The organism is Pseudomonas sp. ES4, from assembly GCF_050586665.1.
Classification (GTDB): Bacteria; Pseudomonadota; Gammaproteobacteria; order Pseudomonadales; family Pseudomonadaceae; genus Aquipseudomonas; species Aquipseudomonas frederiksbergensis.
On record NZ_JBOBDO010000001.1, the window covers coordinates 52,425 to 70,754 of the forward strand.

Here is an 18,330-nt window from a genome sequence, read left to right on the forward strand (position 1 = left end):
CGAATTCTCTTTGAAACATTGCCCGCCGCGCCATGATGCGCCAGCCAGCAAATAAAAATCTCGACCATTCTATAAAGAAAGGGCGCATCCGAAGATGCGCCCTTCTGGTCAGCCTTACTCAGCCTTAGGCGTTTCGCGCAGACGAATGTGCAGTTCGCGCAATGCCTTGGCATCTACCACACCCGGGGCCTGAGTCATGACGCAAGCGGCGCTCTGGGTTTTCGGGAAGGCGATCACTTCACGGATCGACTGGGCGCCGGTCATCAGCATCACCAGACGGTCCAGACCGAAGGCCAGGCCACCGTGCGGCGGTGCGCCGTATTTCAGGGCGTCGAGCAGGAAGCCGAATTTTTCTTCCTGTTCCGCTTCACTGATACCCAGCAGGCGGAACACCGACTGTTGCATTTCCTTGCGGTGGATACGGATCGAACCGCCACCCAGCTCGGTGCCGTTCAGGACCATGTCGTAGGCACGGGACAGAGCGGTCGCCGGGTTGGCTTCCAGTTCTTCCGGGGTGCACTTCGGCGCGGTGAACGGGTGGTGCAAGGCCGCGAAGCTGCCGTCGTCGTTCTCTTCGAACATCGGGAAGTCGACTACCCACATTGGCGCCCACTGACAAGTCAGCAGGTTCAGGTCGTTACCGACCTTGATCCGCAGCGCGCCCAAGGCTTCGCTGACGATCTTGGCCTTGTCGGCACCGAAGAACACGATGTCGCCGTCAACCGCGCCAACGCGATCGAGGATCACATTGAGGTTGGCTTCAGGGATGTTCTTGACGATCGGCGATTGCAGGCCTTCGACGCCTTTGGCGCGCTCGTTGACCTTGATGTACGCCAGGCCCTTGGCACCGTAGATGCCGACGAACTTGGTGTAGTCGTCGATCTGCTTGCGCGGCATGCTCGCTGCGCCAGGAACGCGCAAGGCGGCAACGCGGCATTTCGGGTCGTTGGCCGGGCCGCTGAAGACTTTGAAGTCGACTTCTTTCAGCTGATCGGCAACGTCAACCAGTTCCAACGGGTTACGCAGGTCCGGCTTGTCGGAGCCGTAACGACGCATGGCCTCTTCCCAGGTCATGTGCGGGAAGTCGCCGAATTCCACATCCAGCACTTCCTTGAACAGGTTGCGGATCATGCCTTCGGTAATGCCAATGATGTCTTTTTCATCGAGGAAGCTGGTTTCGATGTCGATCTGAGTGAACTCAGGCTGACGGTCGGCACGCAGGTCTTCGTCGCGGAAGCATTTGGCGATCTGGTAGTAGCGATCGAAGCCAGCCACCATCAGCAGTTGCTTGAACAGCTGCGGCGATTGCGGCAAGGCGAAGAAGGAACCGGCGTGAGTACGGCTCGGCACCAGGTAATCGCGAGCACCTTCCGGGGTAGCGCGGGTCAGGATCGGCGTCTCGACATCGAGGAAGCCGTTCTCGTCCAGGTAACGACGGATGCTGGTGGTCATGCGCGAACGCAGGCGCAGCTTCTCGAGCATTTCCGGACGACGCAGGTCGATGAAGCGATAACGCAGGCGGGTTTCTTCGCCGACGTCGGAGAACTCGTTGAGCGGGAACGGCGGGGTTTCCGCTTCGTTCAATACTTCCAGCTCGTAGCCCAGCACTTCGATCATGCCCGACGCCATGTTGGCGTTGCCGGCACCGGCCGGACGCAGGCGAACCTTGCCGGTGACCTTGACCACGTACTCGCTGCGCACGCGATCGGCGGCGGCGAAAGTTTCAGCGCGGTCCGGGTCGAACACCACCTGGGCCAGACCGTCCCGATCACGGATATCGAGGAAAATCACCCCACCGTGGTCACGGCGACGGTGAACCCATCCGCAAAGGGTAATTTCCTGGCCTTCCAGGCTTTCGTTCAGTTGGCCGCAATAATGGCTGCGCATCATGGTAGTGGTTTCGCTTCTCGTAATTCGAAATTCGGTTGGAGGCCTTGCTCATATCCGGCCCTGGTGAAAGGCGCCAGATGATGCAAGAGCTCGCTCGTGTCGTTCAACTCAGGCTCAAGACCCTAGTCAGCTTTGTCGCCGCCGGCCAGATTCTTCTTGGAACCGGTCTTGAAATCGGTTTCGTACCAGCCGGTGCCGCTAAGGCGGAAGCCCGGCATGGACAGCATCTTCTTAAGCTCTGGCGCCTGGCAGGCAGGGCAGTCGACCAGCGGTGCTGCGCTGATCTTTTGAATGGCTTCCAACTGATGACCACAGGAAGCACATTGATAGTCGTACATCGGCATGGGGGTTGTCTCGGCGATCAGATTGCTACCGCACACGCTGGGTTTTGCGGCAAAGAGCGGGATTATATCCATTAAATGCAGCCTGTGCAGCCGTAAGACTGCACAGACCGACACTCTATTCATTCACCCCTGTGGTCAAGGCATGGCGATGCAGCCACCTTCCTTCAGGCTGTGCACGACACACACAACCCGCACCAGCCCGGTGAAATTCTTGACCCCGCCGTGACGCAAATGCACCTCGCGGTCCACATGGGACAACAGCGCACTGACGGAACAGCAGTTGACCTTGGCCATATCATTCAAAATATCCCAGTACACCTGTTCAAGTCGCAAGCAGGTGGCGAAACCATTCAACCGCACTGATCGGGATAAAGGCTGGGCCAGGCCCATATCAAATTCGCTGACAAATGGATCGATCCTTATCTCCTTGACCGGACCGACCTGCCCCTCGCTTCTCCTGTCTTCGTCATCCATTTCGTTGACACTCCTTAGCCATCCTTGCCTTCTTTAAGAGCAATATCTGTTGCCCTATAGAAGCGCAGGCGCATAGGTATATCCAGATGACTTTATGACCATCAACGTAGGAGAAGCCAACAATTGAAGGGCGATCATGGAGACCGTCCTAGGCCGGACGTTTTCCTACATAGTCAGACGCCATTTGACTAGCGCATAAGGGATTTAAAGAGACAGCAGACCGCAGCACCCACGCAGTTTTCTTATGGAGGGGCATGCGCGCCGATCACCTGCGACAAATCGACTCTCAGAGCACCGCTGGACTGCCTGATTTGAGTAGCCGCAGGCTTTGCTGTTAAATAGGCAGTGTGTCGCTACCGCCTATTTTCCGGGGGCTGCGCATAGGCTGATACCGGGTACGTGCCCAACGCCTCCTATTGTTCTGAAGCGAACCGTGCTCAATCAGCTCTTCCTTGTGATCCGTCTTAACGTGAGTTACTCAAAATGTTGAAAATTGTCCACCTGCTAATGGGCGCAGCAGCCTTGCTGCTGTCCTTCATCCCTAGCCTGCGATCCGAAGCCGTACCTTACCTGCAACAACCTGATGCGCTGTACCTGGCCTTTTTCGGCCTGCTCAACCTCACCCTCGCTCCTGTTATCCCTTACTGGAACAAAGGCCCGCGTCATCAATTGCAAAACCTGGTCAGCGCCCTGCTGGTTCTGGCCGTCGTCCTGCAAACCCTGACGCTGCTCGCGCCAATGCCTGTCATTGCCGGTCAACCTGCCGTTCTGTTCAGCCTGGTCGCTGCCCTGATTGCCGTTCTTCTGCACCTGACCATCAGCTTCTACAAATCTTCACCGGCCGCCGCCTCGCCAAGCTATGACATGAGCAACCGCGATACCGGTACCGTAAAGTGGTTCAACACATCCAAAGGCTTCGGCTTTATTTCCCGTGATTCCGGCGATGATATTTTCGTGCATTTCCGGGCCATTCGTGGCGAGGGTCACCGTGTCCTGGTCGAAGGCCAGCGCGTGGAGTTCTCTGTCATGAATCGTGACAAAGGCCTGCAAGCCGAAGATGTGATCGCCGCACTGCCGCGCCGCTGATCCGAGGCTAAAAAAAACCGCGAACAGCCTGGCTGTTCGCGGTTTTTTATTGCGTGCCGTCTAGTAATGCGGTGGTGGCGCCTCTTCTTCGAACGTCTCGAACTGACCGGCCATTTCTTCTTGCCGCTTGAGCAATGCGGCCATTTGCAGCTGCAAGCGCTCCACTGCACGCTGCTGCGTCGCCAGCACATCGCTCAGTGCCTGGATGGTGTCATCCTGAAACGCCAGTTGGCTCTCCAGATCGGTAACGCGTTCTTCCAGGCTCATGATTCAACCCTCCAGAAACGTAAAATCATCGGTCAATACCAGGCGCAACCGTTCGCGTATCAACGCGATCTGCTCCGAACCATAAGGTTTGGCCGGGTGTTTACCCCAGACCGGTGCCGGCCAGGCGGCGTCTTCACGCTTGCGCACTATCACATGCATGTGCAACTGACTGACGACGTTACCCAGGGCCGCGACATTCAATTTGTCCGCGTCGAACGAGTCCTTGAGCATTTCCGCCAGTGCGGTCGTTTCCTGCCACAGCTGCTGTTGATCTGCGACATCCAACTGAAATATCTCACTGATATCCTCGCGTCGCGGCACCAGAATGAACCAGGGGTAGTTCGAATCATTGGACAGCAGCAACCGGCAGAGTGGGAAATCCCCGATCGGTAACGTGTCTTGTTGAAGCCGTGGATCTAGAACGAACACTGCGCGCACTCCCGCCTGGTCATCAATTTCAGCTTAGCGTCCATTCCGAGAGACGGCGCACCAAGCGACAGGACGGCAGCATACCTGCGAACGCCGCCGGCTTCACGACGAACCATGGCCGAAGCCAACCCGAGAAAGCACAAACGACCAGCCACGCGCCCCGACATGAATCGTTTTCGATCAGGACGCACCATTACAGAACCAGCAACCACACAAAAAACGCCGAACTGACTGATAAACAACGACCCGTTCAATGTTGCCAAACGACCGCACTGTATGAATTCGGTACAGTGATTAAAATTTTTTGCACCAAAACCGCACAGCGCGTCTACGCTGAGTCGGTCAGGCATCCGCCATTTACTCACTGGTGGGGTGAACCGGTAACGTTTTGGGTTGTCATGCAGTCGGCCACAAGGGTGCAACACGACGCAAACCATGGCGTCAAGCCCAAACAAAATATGGATGAACACCCCGGTTTTATGAGGTTTTTACAGCGACAGGCAGGCTTTCAGAAAAAAAACCGTCAGGATTCTGATTTGTGCACGTTTGTTGCATTCACACCCACATCGCCTTTAAAGCGTCCGCTGGAAGTGGACGCCTTAAGGCAAATAAAAACAGCGGCAGGGTTGCCCGATGGAGATTCAAGCGTTTCACCCAGGGACTCTTTTTACCGATGCTCAGGTCCTGGAAAACAACGCTAAAAGTTGTCAGTCCGCTTGCGTCGGGGCTGTAAATTTGCGACATCTACCAAGCTGTTTGCGACAGGGTCGTAAAGAAGCTGAAAGGTTAGATGCGCAAGTATCGCCAACATGGTCGGCGTGATATAAGTTTGCGCCGACACAAAAAGAAAGAGCCGCCCAGATAATAAATCAGGTGGGACGGCAGTACTCTTCTAAAACCAAAGGAGCAAATCACGATGCGCGTGATGAAGTGGAGCATGATCGCACTGGCAGTTGCAGCAGCAGCCAGTACTCAATTGGCTACGGCCGCACCTTTTGTAAGTGACCAGTCTGAAGCCAAAGGCTTTGTTGAAGACGCGAAATTCGACTTGCTGCTACGCAACTATTACTTCAACCGTGACAACAAAGATGGCAGCAGAGACCAGAAAGACTGGACTCAGGGCATCTGGGGCAACCTCAGTTCCGGTTACACTCAAGGTACCGTAGGCGTCGGCGTTGATGCATTCGGTTACCTGGCCGTCAAACTGGACGGTGGCGACGGCACAAGCGGCTCGGGCAACATGTCCCGCGGCGCCGCCGATCCAAACGATCCACGGCGTATTCGCCACGCCAACGACAGCCAAGGAAAGGCAGGCGCAGCCATTAAGGCCCGCATCTCCAAAACCGAGTTGAAATTCGGCGAAATGCAGCCAAGCACCTCACCAGTGTTCGCTGTTGGCGGCTCCCGGATTCTTCCTCAAACGGCCACTGGCTTCCAGCTGCAGAGCAGCGAAGTCAAAGATCTTGACCTGGAAGCCGGTCACTTCTATTCGGCGAGCAGCCAGGATAACAACTCCAGCGATGGCGGCCTGTACGCAAACTACGCTGGCGTAGAAGCCAATAAAATCGACTACTTCGGTGGCAAGTACGGCATCACAGACAACTTGAGCGCATCGCTGTACGGCGCCAAGCTGGAAGACATCTGGAACCAGTACTACGCCAACCTGAACTACACCATCCCGATGGGTAGCGATCAGTCGATTAACCTGGACGGTAACATCTACCGCACTACCGATACCGGTGATGCGAAGGTAGGCGATATCAGCAACACCACGTTCTCCCTGGCAGCCGCTTACTCGTTCCTGAAAGCACACACCATTACCCTCGGCTTCCAGAAGGTCAACGGCGACACTCCGTTCGACTACATCGGTGTAGGCAAGAACAACCGCGGTGGCGACTCGATCTTCCTCGCCAACTCCATCCAGTACTCTGACTTCAACGGTCCGAACGAAAAGTCTGCTCAAATTCGTTATGACCTGAAAATGGCCGAGTACGGCGTTCCTGGTCTGAGCTTCATGACCCGTTACGTAAAAGGCTGGGATATCGATGGCACCGGTCTGGCTGCTAACAGCCAGTACCGCAATTCCGAAGGTGACCCGCTGTACGGTGCAGACGGCAAACACAACGAAACCAACTTCGAAGCCAAGTACGTTGTTCAGTCTGGCCCGGCAAAAGATCTCTCCTTCCGCATTCGTCAAGCATGGCACTTCGCTAATGCCGACCAAGGTGAAGGCGATATCAAAGAGTTCCGCCTGATCGTTGACTACCCGCTGTCGATCTTGTAATCGCAAGCAGTTAATTTGCGGTAACAAACAAAAGGCCCATCTTCGGATGGGCCTTTTTTATTGGCTACAACTCAGCATTTAAATGATCGACTTTTTCCAGAACATGCCTGACCCAACAGTCAGGCATTGTTCGAAGGATCAATCACTGCACCGCTGATTCCTGAACCACCCGAATCACCCGCTGTGGAAACGGGATATCGATACCAGCTGCTTTCAAACGATCACGGGAGTGTTCGTTGAACATGAACAGCACATCCCAATAATCCGCAGTCTTCACCCACACTCGCAGGGAAACAGTAATCGAACTGTCGCCCAGGGTAGAAATCACTGCCTGAGGTTCCGGGTCAGCCAAAACACGCTCATCGTTGGCCAGGTCCAGCAAGACCTGACGGGCTTGCTGCAAGTCCGCTTGGTAATCAACGCCCACATCAAACACAATTTTACGTGTCGGTTGACGGTTGGTATTGGTGATGATGCCGTTCGACAGGTTGCCGTTCGGCATGATGATGGTTTTGTTATCGCCGGTACGCAACACAGTGTGGAAGATCTGGATGCTGTCGACAGTGCCGGCAACACCTTGGGCTTCGATCCAGTCACCAATGCGGAATGGGCGGAACAACAGAATCAGCACACCACCGGCGAAGTTCGCCAGGCTGCCCTGCAAGGCCAAACCGATGGCCAGACCGGCCGCACCGATGGCCGCAACAAACGAAGTGGTTTCCACGCCGATCATCGAGGCGACGCTGACGATCAGCAGAACCTTGAGAATAATGTTCGCCAGGCTGCTGATGAAGCCTTGCAGGGCGAGGTCGGCGTTACGCAGCGCCAACAGGCCACCGAGCTTTTGCGTGACCTTGTTGATCAGCCACCAACCGATGGCCAAGGTAAGCACCGCCAGCAGCACGCGGCTGCCGTATTCCATGATCATTGGAATCCAGGCTTGAGACGCCTTGACCAGGTTGTCCACTTCAGTATTCAAATCCATCTATATTCTCCTGGGTTAAGCACAATCCCGGTGGGAGCGAGCCTGCTCGCGAAAACGGGGTGTCATTCAACAGTGATGTCGACTGATACGCCCTTCTTCGCGAGCAAGCTCGCTCCCACAGGGTTTCCGCCTGAAAGGTCAGTCGCGGAAGTTGTTGAACTGCAGCGGCATATCGAACGTCTTGGCGCGCAGGGCCGCGATGGCTTCCTGCAAATCGTCACGTTTCTTGCCGGTAATGCGCACTTGCTCGCCTTGAATGGCAGCCTGAACCTTGAGTTTGGCGTCTTTGACATGAGCGACGATTTTCTTCGCCAGCTCTTTGTCGATGCCTTCCTTGAGGACTGCTTCCTGCTTCATCAGCTTGCCCGACGCATAGGCATCCTTGACTTCAAGGCACTGCACGTCGATTTTGCGCTTGACCAGGGCCAGCTTGAGGATCTCAATCATCGCTTCGAGCTGGAAATCGGCTTCAGCGGTCAGGTTGACGGTCAGGTCCTTTTCCTTGAACTCGAAGGTGCCTTTGCCTTTCAGGTCATAACGACGATCGAGTTCCTTGACGGCGTTCTCGACCGCGTTGGTGACTTCGTGTTTGTCCAGTTCGGATACCACGTCGAACGACGGCATGTAATCTCTCCAATAAAAGGGCATGCTCGATCACGATGGAGCACGCCTGGCTTGCGGTTAAAATCCGCGCTGATTATAACGGGTCTTTCCCATCATTCACTGCGAGCCACCCATGCGCGCGATAAACAGAGCAAAAAGCTGATGTCCACCACCTGGCATGTTCTTGGCGCCGGCAGCCTTGGCACCTTATGGGCGACTCGACTGGCGCGGGCCGACGTGCCGGTCAAGCTGATCGTGCGGGACGCTGCCCGCTTAGCGGCGTATCAGGCGGCGGGTGGGCTGACGCTGGTCGAGCATGGTGAAGCGAAGTGCTATCCGGTGCCCGCCGAGACACCCGACCACCCTGAACCGATCCACCGCTTGCTGGTGGCCTGTAAAGCCTACGATGCCGAGGCAGCCGTGGCCCAACTGGCCCCCCGCCTGGCCCCCGACGCCGAGCTGATCCTGTTGCAGAATGGTCTTGGCAGCCAGGACGCTGTCGCCACGCAGGTACCGCAAGCCCGCTGCATTTACGCGTCGAGCACCGAGGGTGCCTTTCGCGATGGCGACTGGCGCGTGGTCTTCGCCGGCCACGGTTACACCTGGCTGGGGGATGCAGGGCATCCCGTGGCGCCGATCTGGCTGGATGACCTGAGCATCGCCGGCATTCCCCACGAATGGAGCACCGATATTCTGACCCGGCTGTGGCGAAAACTGGCGCTCAACTGTGCGATCAATCCGCTGACCGTGCTGCACGATTGCCGTAATGGCGGTTTGCAGGAACACCACTGCGAAGTCGCCACCCTTTGCGTCGAATTGACCGAGTTGCTTGAGCGGTGCGGCCAGCCAGCCGCCGCCGAAGACCTTCAACAGGAAGTCGAGCGGGTGATTCAAGCGACCGCCGCCAATTACTCTTCGATGTACCAGGACGTCGCGAACCAGCGCCGCACCGAGATCAGCTATCTATTGGGTCATGCCTGCAAAGTCGCCGCGAGACATCAGTTGAACCTGCCGCACCTCAATCAACTTGAACAAAGATTGATCACCCATCTGCACAGCCTTGGATTGCCCAGCGACTGAGCAGCGGCTACGCTGGCCACTTGTTCCTTTTCAGCGATGAACCAGATGCCATTGCGCCAGCGCCTTGAAAACCTTCCGGTCGGCCAGAAATTGCTGGCCGCCCTGCTGGTGCTGTTGACCACCGTCCTGCTGGTCGCCAACCTGACCTTTATCAGCGCTGCGTACTACATCTCCCAGGAAAGCATGGCACCTCAGGCCTTGCAGACCATCGGCCGCCTGGTGTCCAACCCCAGCCTGGTGTCCGAAGCCTTGCAGTCACCGCAAAGCGCCGAACGCCTGCTCAATGAACTCAACAGCTATTCACCGCTGCGCGCGGCGGCTCTTTACGACGGCAAGGGCGAGCGCCTGGCGCAGTTGCAGCATGGCGAGAAGCTGAACCTGCCAACGCGTTTTCGGCACATTGAAGCCTGGCAAGCCACGGAGTTTCGCAGCAATCAAATCATCACCCTGCCCCGCCCTGGCACCGCGCCTGGCCACCTGTTACTGGTCGCCAGCAGCGAACTGCCGATGGCGTTCTACACCGGGACCCTGACCGCGAGTCTCGGGATTCTGATCTTCAGTGTGCTGTTGTGGCTGGTGATTGCCCGACAAATCAAGCGCCTGATCACCCAGCCGATTCACCAACTCGAAGAGTTGTCCCGGCAAGTAACCCGGGAAGAGAACTACGCCCTGCGCGCCTCCCGCGGCAACCATGATGAAATCGGCAGCCTCGCCGAAGCGTTCAACACCATGCTCTCGCGGATCGAAGCCCGGGAGCAGCAACTCAAGCGCGCCCGGGACGATTCCCAGGCGGCCTATGATCAGGCTCAGGGCCTGGCCGAAGAAACCCGTCATACCAATCGCAAGCTGGAACTCGAAGTTCAGGTGCGCAGCAAGATCGAGAAGAAGCTCACCGGTTTCCAGAACTACCTCAACAGCATCATCGACTCCATGCCCTCGGCGCTGATCGCCCTTGATGAACAGCTCTATGTAACACAGTGGAATCAGGAGGCCAGCGCCCTCTCCGGCACGCGCCTCGACGAGGCCTTGAACCAGCCGATCTTCCTGGCCTTCGAACCACTCAAGCCGTTTCTGCCGCAACTCAAGCAAACCGTCGAGCAGCATACGGTGGCCAAGATCGAACGTGTCACCTGGTTCAAGGACGAAGAACCCAGGCATTACGCCCTGACGTTCTACCCGCTGATGGGTGGCGCCGGGCGCGGTGTGGTGATCCGGATCGACGACATCACTCAACGTCTGTCGCTGGAAGAAATGATGGTGCAGTCGGAAAAAATGCTCTCGGTCGGCGGCCTCGCCGCGGGCATGGCTCATGAGATCAACAACCCGTTAGGCGCGATCCTGCACAACGTGCAAAACATTCGCCGACGCCTTTCGCCTGAGCTGCCGAAGAATCTCGAGCAAGCCGAGCAAATCGGGGTCACGCTGGAAACGGTCAACAAATACCTGCAAGCGCGGGAAGTGCCGCAGTTGCTCGACGGCATTCAACAGGCGGGCGCCCGGGCGGCAAAGATTGTCACGCACATGCTCAGTTTCAGCCGTCGCAGTACCCGGCAAATGGCCCCCTGCGACCTGCCGGCGTTGATCGATCAGGCAGTGGAAATCGCCAGCAACGACTTCGACCTGGCGATCGGTTTCGACTTCAAGGGCCAGGCGATCATTCGTCAGTTCGATCCAGCGTTGGGCCCGGTACCCGGGACCGCCAACGAATTGGAGCAAGTACTGCTCAATCTGTTGAAAAACGCCGCTCAGGCGATTCACCAGCGTGAAGACGACCGCGAGCCGGGACGGATCATTCTGCGCACCAAACTGAATCCACCCTGGGCGGAAATCCAGGTGGAGGACAACGGCATCGGCATGAGCGAGAGCGTGCGCAAACGCACTTTCGAACCGTTCTTCACCACCAAGGAAATCGGTCAGGGCACAGGCCTTGGCCTGTCGGTCTCGTATTTCATCATCACCAACAACCACAAAGGCCAGATGGAAGTGCAATCGACGCCGGGCCAAGGCACCTGTTTCACCTTGCGCCTGCCGTTGTCGGGCACGCCGGTGGTCTCTCAAGAACTCAATCAGCTGTCGAGGTAACCATGGGTTTTCGTTTGTCGAAGATTTACACCCGCACTGGCGACAAAGGCGAAACCGGGCTCGGCGATGGCCGCCGGGTGCCAAAGGACCATCCGCGGATCGAAGCCATTGGCGAGGTCGATACGCTGAACAGTCAGGTGGGTGTGCTATTGGCCGGGTTGGCGGCGGAAAGTGGCGAGTATCCGGGCTTGAACGAAGTCATCGAGGTTTTGGCGCCTTGCCAGCATCGGTTGTTCGACTTGGGCGGTGAGTTGGCGATGCCGGTGTATCAAGCACTGAACACGGCAGAAGTCGAACGGCTGGAAGCCGCGATCGATGTGTGGAATGAAGAGCTGGGACCGCTGGAGAATTTCATTTTGCCAGGTGGCTCGGCGCTGATTGCCCAGGCTCATGTGTGCAGATGTCTGGCGCGCAGTGCCGAGCGGCGGTGTCAGCATTTGAATGCAGTCGAACCGTTGGCCGGGGTTGGGTTGGCGTATATCAATCGATTGTCGGACTTGTTGTTTGTGGTGGCACGGTTGATTGCCAAGCGGCAGGGGATTGCCGAGATTTTGTGGCAGCCTGCGGCGAAACCCTCTAACTGATCGTTCCCACGCTCTGCGTGGGAATGCAGCAAGGGACGCTCCGCGTCCCAAGAGCGGACGCAGAGCGTCCGGGGATGCATTCCCACGCAGAGCGTGGGAACGATCGGGTGCTACGCCTCAGGCCAAAACGCCCGGATCCCCGCCGCACCTTGTGCGCCCGCTTCCCAGGCTTTCTGAAGATCCGCCGGGCCAACACCTCCGAGCAAGAACACCGGTTTGCTGAAACCTTCGATCAACGCGCGAGCCTGCTCCCAACCCAGCGGCTGAGCCCCCGGATGAGTCAGGGTCGGCTGCACCGGTGACAGGGTCACAAAATCCACCCCCATTTCCTCGGCCAACGCCAGTTCTTCAGCGTTATGGCAGGACGCCGCCAGCCAGCGCGACGCCGGTAGCGGGCGGCCAGCCGCCGCATATTTGCGCAGCTGCGCGGAGGTGATGTGCCAACCGGCCGACGGGAAATCTCCCAGCCACTCGAACGGCCCCTTGATCATCAACTGCGCCTTGCCCGCACATAGCCCCGCCGCGTCCACCGCCAGATCACGGTACTTCGGATCGTAGCCGTTGGGTGCCCGCAACTGGATCAGCTTGATGCCGCCGGCAATGGCTTTTTGAATTCCGCGCAGCAAGGCTGGGGTTTCCAGGTCGTCCGGGGTAATCAAATACTGCGCGGGTAACCGTGCAGCCGCGACAATCGGCTGGTTGGCGGCCGGGAACTCGTAGCTCAGCAGATCCCGAGGCGCGACCCATTCCAACGGTTGGCCTTCGGCGCCGTGCGGTTCGCCGGTAAAAGCCGACACTTCCCAAACGTCCAGCAACACTTGCTTGTCCGGGTAATCGTGCCGGACCTTGATCAGCGTGCGAGCCACGTTGACCACAATGCCCAACTCTTCGTGCAGCTCGCGAGCCAGGGCGGTTTCAACGGATTCGTCGGCCTCGACCTTGCCACCGGGAAATTCCCACAAACCGCCCTGATGCTGGGTGTCGGCACGGCGGGCAATGAGGATCTTGCCACTGCCATCGCGAATGACAGCGGCGGCTACGTGTACTCGCTTCACTGCCCGACCTCCTCCAGACCTGCCTTCTGCCAAGCCTTGAAGGCTGGCCATTGGTAGATGGTTTCGACGTAGGCCGCGTCCGCTGCGGGCAGCCTCACCTGATAGGTGCGCAGGCGTACGGCGATCGGTGCGAAGAAGGCATCCGCCAGGGTCGCGCCGCCAAACAGGAACGGACCGGTTTCGGTGGCGGCTGCCCGGCACTCGGCCCACAACGCCAACATGCGCTCGATGTCAGCCTGGACGTCAGCCGGTACCGGCGACAGCGCAGCGTCGTGACTCAAGTCGAATGGCATGTTGCCGCGCATGGCGAAGAAACCGCTGTGCATCTGCGCGCAGGCCGATCGCGCCTGGGCGCGGGCGGCGGTGTCTTTGGGCCAGAGGCCGGCGTCGGGGAACTGCTCTGCCAGATACTCGGCAATCGCCAGGGAGTCGGCGATGGTGCCGTGTTCGGTTTTCAGCAATGGGACTTTTGCAGTCGGCGAGTGCTTGAGCAGACGCTCACGCGTATCCGGCTGGTTCAGCTTGATCAGTTCTTCGGTGTAGGGGGCGCCGGCCAGGTCGAGGGCCAATGCGCCGCGCAGGGACCAGGAGGAATGCAGTTTGTCGCCGATGATCAGGTGCAAGCTCATGTTCGGGACCTTTTGGTGGAGGGAACAAGCCAGTCTATGCAGTGACTGACAGACCGCTTTCGCGAGCAGGCTCGCTCCCACATTGGATCCTGCTGTGCACAAAACCTGTGTCCACTGAAGATCCCCTGTGGGAGCGAGCCTGCTCGCGAATGCAGCGACTCGGTCTAACGGTTGGTTAGGTGCGGTACTCGGCGTTGATTTTCACGTATTCGTGGGACAGGTCGGTGGTCCAGATGGTTTCGCTGCAATCACCGCGACCCAGCTCGATACGGATGGTGATTTCTTCCTGCTGCATCACGGCCGCGCCCTGGGCTTCGGTGTAGGTCGATGCGCGAGCGCCACGGCTGGCGATACACACTTCACCGAGGAACACGTCGATCTTGCTCACATCCAGGTTCGGTACGCCGGCACGACCCACGGCGGCCAGAATGCGGCCCCAGTTCGGATCGGAGGCAAACAGTGCGGTCTTGATCAGCGGCGAGTGAGCCACGGTGTAACCGACGTCCAGGCATTCCTGATGATTGCCGCCTCCGTTGACTTCAACGGTGACAAACTTGGTCGCGCCTTCGCCGTCGCGAACGATGGCCTGGGCCACGTCCATGCACACTTCAAATACAGCCTGTTTCAGCTTGGCGAACAGATCACCGCTGGCCTCAGTGATTTCCGGCAGTGCTGCCTGACCGGTGGCGATCAGCATGCAGCAGTCGTTGGTCGACGTGTCACCGTCGATGGTGATGCGGTTGAACGACTTGTTGGCACCGTCCAGCAGCAGGTTTTGCAGCACGTCGCGGGAGACTTTGGCGTCGGTGGCGATGTAACCGAGCATGGTCGCCATGTTCGGGCGGATCATGCCCGCGCCTTTGCTGATACCGGTGACGGTGATGGTCACGCCGTCATGCTGGAACTGGCGGCTCGCACCTTTTGGCAAGGTGTCGGTGGTCATGATGCCGGTGGCGGCAGCTTCCCAGTTATTGACCGACAGGTCGTCGAGGGCGGCTTGCAGGGCCCCTTCGATTTTCTCGACCGGCAACGGCTCGCCGATCACACCGGTGGAGTACGGCAGCACCAGGCTGGCGTCGACGCCGGTCAGCTCAGCCAGTTTGGCGCAGGTGCGCTCGGCAGCGGCAAGGCCTGGTTCGCCAGTGCCGGCGTTGGCATTGCCGGTATTGGTCAACAGGTAACGCACCGGACCTTGCACACGCTGCTTGGCGAGGATCACGGGAGCGGCGCAAAAGGCGTTCAGGGTGAACACGCCAGCGACCGTGGAGCCTTCGGCACAGCGCATCACCACAACATCCTTGCGCCCCGGGCGCTTGATGCCAGCCGAGGCGATACCGAGTTCAAAACCGGCAACCGGGTGCAACGTTGGCAACGGACCAAGACCAACAGCCATGAATGCGCTCCTTAATAAATGATGTCAGCACCGCTTTCAGGAAGAACGGTGGTTTAAATGGCAAAACGCCGCGACGGCATAAGCCGGTCGCGGCGCGGGTATTTCAGCGTATGAAACGGGTTTTACTGGATCTGCCCGTGGCAATGCTTGAACTTCTTGCCCGAGCCGCAGTAGCAAAGTTCGTTACGGCCCAGCTTCTGTTCATTGCGTACCGGCGCGGTGGCAAGGGCGACATCGACCTCTTCACCCAGCAGCTCCGGTTGCTCAAGCCCCGGTGCTTCGTCGTGCTGGAACTGCATGCGCGCAGCCAGCGCTTCGGCTTCCTGGCGCAGGCGTTGTTCTTCTTCGATCGGATCTTCGCGGCGAACCTGAACGTGAGACAGCACACGGATCGAGTCGCGCTTGATCGAATCCAGCAGCTCGGAGAACAGCGTGAAGGACTCGCGCTTGTACTCTTGCTTCGGGTTCTTCTGTGCATAACCACGCAAGTGGATGCCGTGACGCAGGTGATCCATAGTCGACAGGTGGTCTTTCCACAGGTCGTCCAGTACGCGCAGAACGATTTGCTTCTCGAAGGTGCGCAGTGCCTCGGCACCGGCCTGGTCTTCTTTCTCGTTGTACGCGGCGATCAGCTCGGTCATGAGCTTCTCGCGCAGGGTTTCTTCGTACAGGTGATCGTCTTCGTCGAGCCATTTCTGGATCGGCAGCGCCACGCCGAAGTCGCTCTGCAACGCCGCTTCCAGACCGGCCACGTCCCACTGCTCAGGCAGCGATTGTGGTGGAATGTGTGCGCTGATAGTGGCGTTGAGCACGTCCTGACGGAAGTCGGCGATGGTTTCACCGATGTTGTCGGCGGCCAACAAACTGTTACGCATGTGATAGATCACTTTACGTTGTTCGTTGTTGACGTCGTCGAACTCGAGCAGTTGCTTGCGAATGTCGAAGTTGCGGCCTTCAACCTTGCGCTGAGCCTTCTCGATGGCGTTGGTCACCATGCGGTGCTCGATCGCCTCGCCAGGCTGCATGCCCAGGGCCTTCATGAAGTTCTTCACCCGATCAGAGGCGAAGATGCGCATCAGGCTGTCTTCCAGCGACAGGTAGAAACGGCTGGAACCGGCGTCCCCCTGACGACCGGCACGACCACGCAGCTGGTTGTCGATACGGCGCGATTCGTGACGTTCGGAAGCAATCACCTGCAAACCGCCCGACTCGAGCACTTGCTGGTGACGTTTCTGCCAGTCGGCCTTGATCTGGGCAATCTGCTCAGGGGTCGGGTTTTCCAGGCTTGCCACTTCCACTTCCCAGTTACCGCCCAACAGGATGTCGGTACCACGACCGGCCATGTTGGTGGCGATGGTCAGTGCGCCTGGGCGACCGGCCTGGGCAATGATCTCGGCTTCTTTTTCGTGGAACTTGGCGTTCAGAACCTTGTGTTCGATGCCTTCCTTCTGCAGCAACGCAGACATGTGCTCGGAAGTTTCGATGGTTGCAGTACCCACCAGCACCGGACGGCCCTGGGTCATGCATTCCTTGATGTCGTTGATGATCGCCGCGTATTTCTCTTCGGCGGTCAGGAACACCAGGTCGTTGTAGTCTTTACGCGCCAGCGGTTTGTTCGGCGGGATAACCATCACCGACAGACCGTAGATCTGGTGGAATTCGAACGCTTCGGTGTCAGCGGTACCGGTCATGCCGGACAGCTTGTTGTACAGACGGAAGTAGTTCTGGAACGTGGTCGAAGCCAGCGTCTGGCTTTCGGCCTGAATGTTCAGCCCTTCCTTCGCTTCGATGGCCTGGTGCAGGCCTTCGGACAGACGACGACCCGGCATGGTACGACCGGTGTGTTCGTCGACGAGTACGACCTGACCGTCCTGCACGATGTATTCGACGTTGCGATTGAACAGTTTGTGCGCACGCAGACCGGCATAGACGTGAGTCAGCAGACCGAGGTTGTGCGCCGAGTACAGGCTCTCGCCTTCAGCCAGCAAGCCAACGCGGGTCAGCATGTCTTCGATGAACTGGTGACCGGCTTCGTTGAGCTCGACCTGACGGGTCTTCTCGTCGACGGTGTAGTGGCCGGCCTTGGTGACTTCGCCTTCAACTTCCTCGACGTGCAACTCAAGCTGCGGGATCAGTTTGTTGATCTCGATGTACAGCTTGGAGCTGTCCTCGGCCTGACCGGAAATGATCAGCGGGGTACGGGCTTCGTCGATGAGGATGGAGTCGACTTCGTCGATCACGGCAAAATTGAGTTCGCGCTGGAATTTTTCTTCCATGCTGAACGCCATGTTGTCGCGCAGGTAGTCGAAACCGAATTCGTTGTTGGTGCCGTAGGTGATGTCGGCGGCGTAAGCAGCGCGCTTTTCTTCCGGCGGCTGGAATGGTGTGACCACGCCGACCGTCATGCCGAGGAATTCGTAGAGCGGACGCATCCAGTTGGCGTCACGACGGGCCAGGTAGTCGTTCACCGTCACAACGTGCACGCCCTTGCCGGACAGCGCGTTGAGGTAAACGCCCAGTGTTGCCACCAGGGTCTTGCCTTCACCAGTGCGCATTTCCGCGATCTGGCCTTCATGCAAGGTCATGCCGCCGATCAGCTGGACATCGAAGTGACGCATACCCATGACGCGCTTACCGGCTTCGCGGGCGACCGCAAAGGCTTCTGGCAGCAGCTTGTCGAGGGTTTCCCCTTTGGCGATGCGGGCCTTGAACTCATCTGTCTTGGCACGCAATTGATCGTCCGAAAGGGCCACCATTTGCTCTTCGAAGGCATTGACGAGTTGCACCGTCTTGAGCATGCGTTTGACTTCACGCTCGTTCTTGCTTCCAAAAAGTTTCTTTAACAAAGGCGCAAACATATCGGCAGGATCTTCCACACTAAAGGGATGGAGGGCGGCCCCGTGAGTCGCCCGAGCAGCCCTCATGGCCGCATGCGAACGAGCATTCTACCCGGAAACGGTGGTGAGGAAAGTGGCGTTGTTCCACGATGCCGGCACAGCGTTGTGACGGGGCTCACTTAAAATAAGGGCTTTTTGCTCAACTTCAAGCCATTCACGACAGAAGTTACTTGTTGATTTAATGGGTAAAGCGCTCGCAAAGCAATGGCTCGGGTGCATCCGATGCTTTCTGCTACCATGGCGGCTCT

16 protein-coding genes are annotated in these 18,330 nt (G+C 58.0%); 5 read left to right on the forward strand and 11 right to left on the reverse strand.

From position 1 onward, the window contains the following. Window positions 1-114: 114 nt before the first annotated feature. From aspS to ACQ4OB_RS00250, 3 genes are all read right to left on the reverse strand, one after another. The gene (aspS, locus tag ACQ4OB_RS00240) at window positions 115-1,890 is read right to left on the reverse strand and encodes an aspartate--tRNA ligase (protein ID WP_074879473.1); all 1,776 of its coding nucleotides are present in this window, start codon (window positions 1,888-1,890) and stop codon (window positions 115-117) included. 122 nt (window positions 1,891-2,012) lie between these two features. Next, entirely contained in the window at window positions 2,013-2,234 is a 222-nt protein-coding gene (locus ACQ4OB_RS00245) for an FmdB family zinc ribbon protein (protein ID WP_010457489.1), read from the reverse strand. A 135-nt stretch (window positions 2,235-2,369) separates the two neighbouring features. Further along, complete coding sequence (locus tag ACQ4OB_RS00250; RefSeq protein WP_074879475.1) at window positions 2,370-2,708, reverse strand: ribbon-helix-helix domain-containing protein; 339 nt, start codon at window positions 2,706-2,708, stop codon at window positions 2,370-2,372. 483 nt (window positions 2,709-3,191) lie between these two features. Between ACQ4OB_RS00250 and ACQ4OB_RS00255 the strand changes: the two genes are divergently transcribed. Beyond that, entirely contained in the window at window positions 3,192-3,794 is a 603-nt protein-coding gene (locus tag ACQ4OB_RS00255; protein ID WP_102615380.1) for a cold-shock protein, read from the forward strand. A gap of 60 nt (window positions 3,795-3,854) precedes the next feature. On the opposite strand, the gene ACQ4OB_RS00260 is transcribed toward ACQ4OB_RS00255, so the two are convergent. After that, complete coding sequence (locus ACQ4OB_RS00260) at window positions 3,855-4,061, reverse strand: SlyX family protein (RefSeq protein ID WP_008029236.1); 207 nt, start codon at window positions 4,059-4,061, stop codon at window positions 3,855-3,857. Window positions 4,062-4,064: 3 nt separating this feature from the next. Next, window positions 4,065-4,490: an HIT domain-containing protein gene (locus ACQ4OB_RS00265; RefSeq protein ID WP_074879481.1), complete on the reverse strand. Its 426-nt coding sequence runs from the start codon at window positions 4,488-4,490 to the stop codon at window positions 4,065-4,067. A gap of 916 nt (window positions 4,491-5,406) precedes the next feature. Here ACQ4OB_RS00265 and ACQ4OB_RS00270 point away from each other — a divergent pair. Further along, the gene (locus ACQ4OB_RS00270; RefSeq protein ID WP_430954923.1) at window positions 5,407-6,774 is read left to right on the forward strand and encodes an OprD family porin; all 1,368 of its coding nucleotides are present in this window, start codon (window positions 5,407-5,409) and stop codon (window positions 6,772-6,774) included. 142 nt (window positions 6,775-6,916) lie between these two features. Here ACQ4OB_RS00270 and ACQ4OB_RS00275 read toward each other — a convergent pair whose 3' ends face one another. Both ACQ4OB_RS00275 and ACQ4OB_RS00280 read right to left on the reverse strand, forming a co-directional pair. Further along, the gene (locus ACQ4OB_RS00275; protein WP_074879487.1) at window positions 6,917-7,759 is read right to left on the reverse strand and encodes a mechanosensitive ion channel family protein; all 843 of its coding nucleotides are present in this window, start codon (window positions 7,757-7,759) and stop codon (window positions 6,917-6,919) included. Between the two features lie 138 nt (window positions 7,760-7,897). After that, window positions 7,898-8,383 (reverse strand): YajQ family cyclic di-GMP-binding protein, encoded by a 486-nt coding sequence (locus tag ACQ4OB_RS00280; RefSeq protein ID WP_007906601.1) that lies wholly within the window; start codon window positions 8,381-8,383, stop codon window positions 7,898-7,900. A gap of 141 nt (window positions 8,384-8,524) precedes the next feature. Between ACQ4OB_RS00280 and ACQ4OB_RS00285 the strand changes: the two genes are divergently transcribed. The 3 genes from ACQ4OB_RS00285 to ACQ4OB_RS00295 are packed head-to-tail and all read left to right on the forward strand — an operon-like array spanning window position 8,525 to window position 12,108. Beyond that, window positions 8,525-9,442, forward strand: coding sequence for a putative 2-dehydropantoate 2-reductase (locus ACQ4OB_RS00285; RefSeq protein WP_430954924.1), 918 nt, complete (start codon window positions 8,525-8,527; stop codon window positions 9,440-9,442). Window positions 9,443-9,487: 45 nt separating this feature from the next. Continuing rightward, complete coding sequence (locus ACQ4OB_RS00290) at window positions 9,488-11,524, forward strand: sensor histidine kinase (RefSeq protein WP_074879494.1); 2,037 nt, start codon at window positions 9,488-9,490, stop codon at window positions 11,522-11,524. 2 nt (window positions 11,525-11,526) lie between these two features. Then, on the forward strand, window positions 11,527-12,108 hold the full coding sequence (locus tag ACQ4OB_RS00295) for a cob(I)yrinic acid a,c-diamide adenosyltransferase (RefSeq protein WP_074879497.1): 582 nt from the start codon (window positions 11,527-11,529) through the stop codon (window positions 12,106-12,108). Between the two features lie 110 nt (window positions 12,109-12,218). Here the strand turns inward: ACQ4OB_RS00295 and ACQ4OB_RS00300 are convergent, their stop codons facing one another. The 4 genes from ACQ4OB_RS00300 to secA all read right to left on the reverse strand — a co-directional run bounded on the left by ACQ4OB_RS00300 (window position 12,219) and on the right by secA (window position 18,043). Next, entirely contained in the window at window positions 12,219-13,163 is a 945-nt protein-coding gene (locus ACQ4OB_RS00300) for a Nudix family hydrolase (protein ID WP_430954925.1), read from the reverse strand. Further along, the gene (locus ACQ4OB_RS00305; RefSeq protein ID WP_102615376.1) at window positions 13,160-13,792 is read right to left on the reverse strand and encodes a glutathione S-transferase family protein; all 633 of its coding nucleotides are present in this window, start codon (window positions 13,790-13,792) and stop codon (window positions 13,160-13,162) included. Before ACQ4OB_RS00305 ends, ACQ4OB_RS00300 begins: the two co-directional genes overlap by 4 nt. Window positions 13,793-13,967: 175 nt before the next feature. After that, a complete protein-coding gene (gene argJ, locus ACQ4OB_RS00310) occupies window positions 13,968-15,185 on the reverse strand; it encodes a bifunctional glutamate N-acetyltransferase/amino-acid acetyltransferase ArgJ (protein WP_008147411.1) in 1,218 nt (405 codons plus the stop codon). A gap of 122 nt (window positions 15,186-15,307) precedes the next feature. Next, on the reverse strand, window positions 15,308-18,043 hold the full coding sequence (gene secA / locus ACQ4OB_RS00315) for a preprotein translocase subunit SecA (RefSeq protein WP_074879505.1): 2,736 nt from the start codon (window positions 18,041-18,043) through the stop codon (window positions 15,308-15,310). Window positions 18,044-18,330: the final 287 nt, after the last annotated feature.

Coding starts and splice junctions, on each gene's coding strand:
- ACQ4OB_RS00305 (WP_102615376.1), bottom strand. CDS start 13,792: ATGAGCTTGCACCTGATCATCGGCGACAAACTGCATTCCTCCTGGTCC.
- ACQ4OB_RS00280 (WP_007906601.1), bottom strand. CDS start 8,383: ATGCCGTCGTTCGACGTGGTATCCGAACTGGACAAACACGAAGTCACC.
- argJ (WP_008147411.1), bottom strand. CDS start 15,185: ATGGCTGTTGGTCTTGGTCCGTTGCCAACGTTGCACCCGGTTGCCGGT.
- aspS (WP_074879473.1), bottom strand. CDS start 1,890: ATGATGCGCAGCCATTATTGCGGCCAACTGAACGAAAGCCTGGAAGGC.
- secA (WP_074879505.1), bottom strand. CDS start 18,043: ATGTTTGCGCCTTTGTTAAAGAAACTTTTTGGAAGCAAGAACGAGCGT.
- ACQ4OB_RS00270 (WP_430954923.1), top strand. CDS start 5,407: ATGCGCGTGATGAAGTGGAGCATGATCGCACTGGCAGTTGCAGCAGCA.
- ACQ4OB_RS00250 (WP_074879475.1), bottom strand. CDS start 2,708: ATGGATGACGAAGACAGGAGAAGCGAGGGGCAGGTCGGTCCGGTCAAG.
- ACQ4OB_RS00285 (WP_430954924.1), top strand. CDS start 8,525: ATGTCCACCACCTGGCATGTTCTTGGCGCCGGCAGCCTTGGCACCTTA.
- ACQ4OB_RS00260 (WP_008029236.1), bottom strand. CDS start 4,061: ATGAGCCTGGAAGAACGCGTTACCGATCTGGAGAGCCAACTGGCGTTT.
- ACQ4OB_RS00295 (WP_074879497.1), top strand. CDS start 11,527: ATGGGTTTTCGTTTGTCGAAGATTTACACCCGCACTGGCGACAAAGGC.
- ACQ4OB_RS00290 (WP_074879494.1), top strand. CDS start 9,488: ATGCCATTGCGCCAGCGCCTTGAAAACCTTCCGGTCGGCCAGAAATTG.
- ACQ4OB_RS00245 (WP_010457489.1), bottom strand. CDS start 2,234: ATGCCGATGTACGACTATCAATGTGCTTCCTGTGGTCATCAGTTGGAA.
- ACQ4OB_RS00275 (WP_074879487.1), bottom strand. CDS start 7,759: ATGGATTTGAATACTGAAGTGGACAACCTGGTCAAGGCGTCTCAAGCC.
- ACQ4OB_RS00255 (WP_102615380.1), top strand. CDS start 3,192: ATGTTGAAAATTGTCCACCTGCTAATGGGCGCAGCAGCCTTGCTGCTG.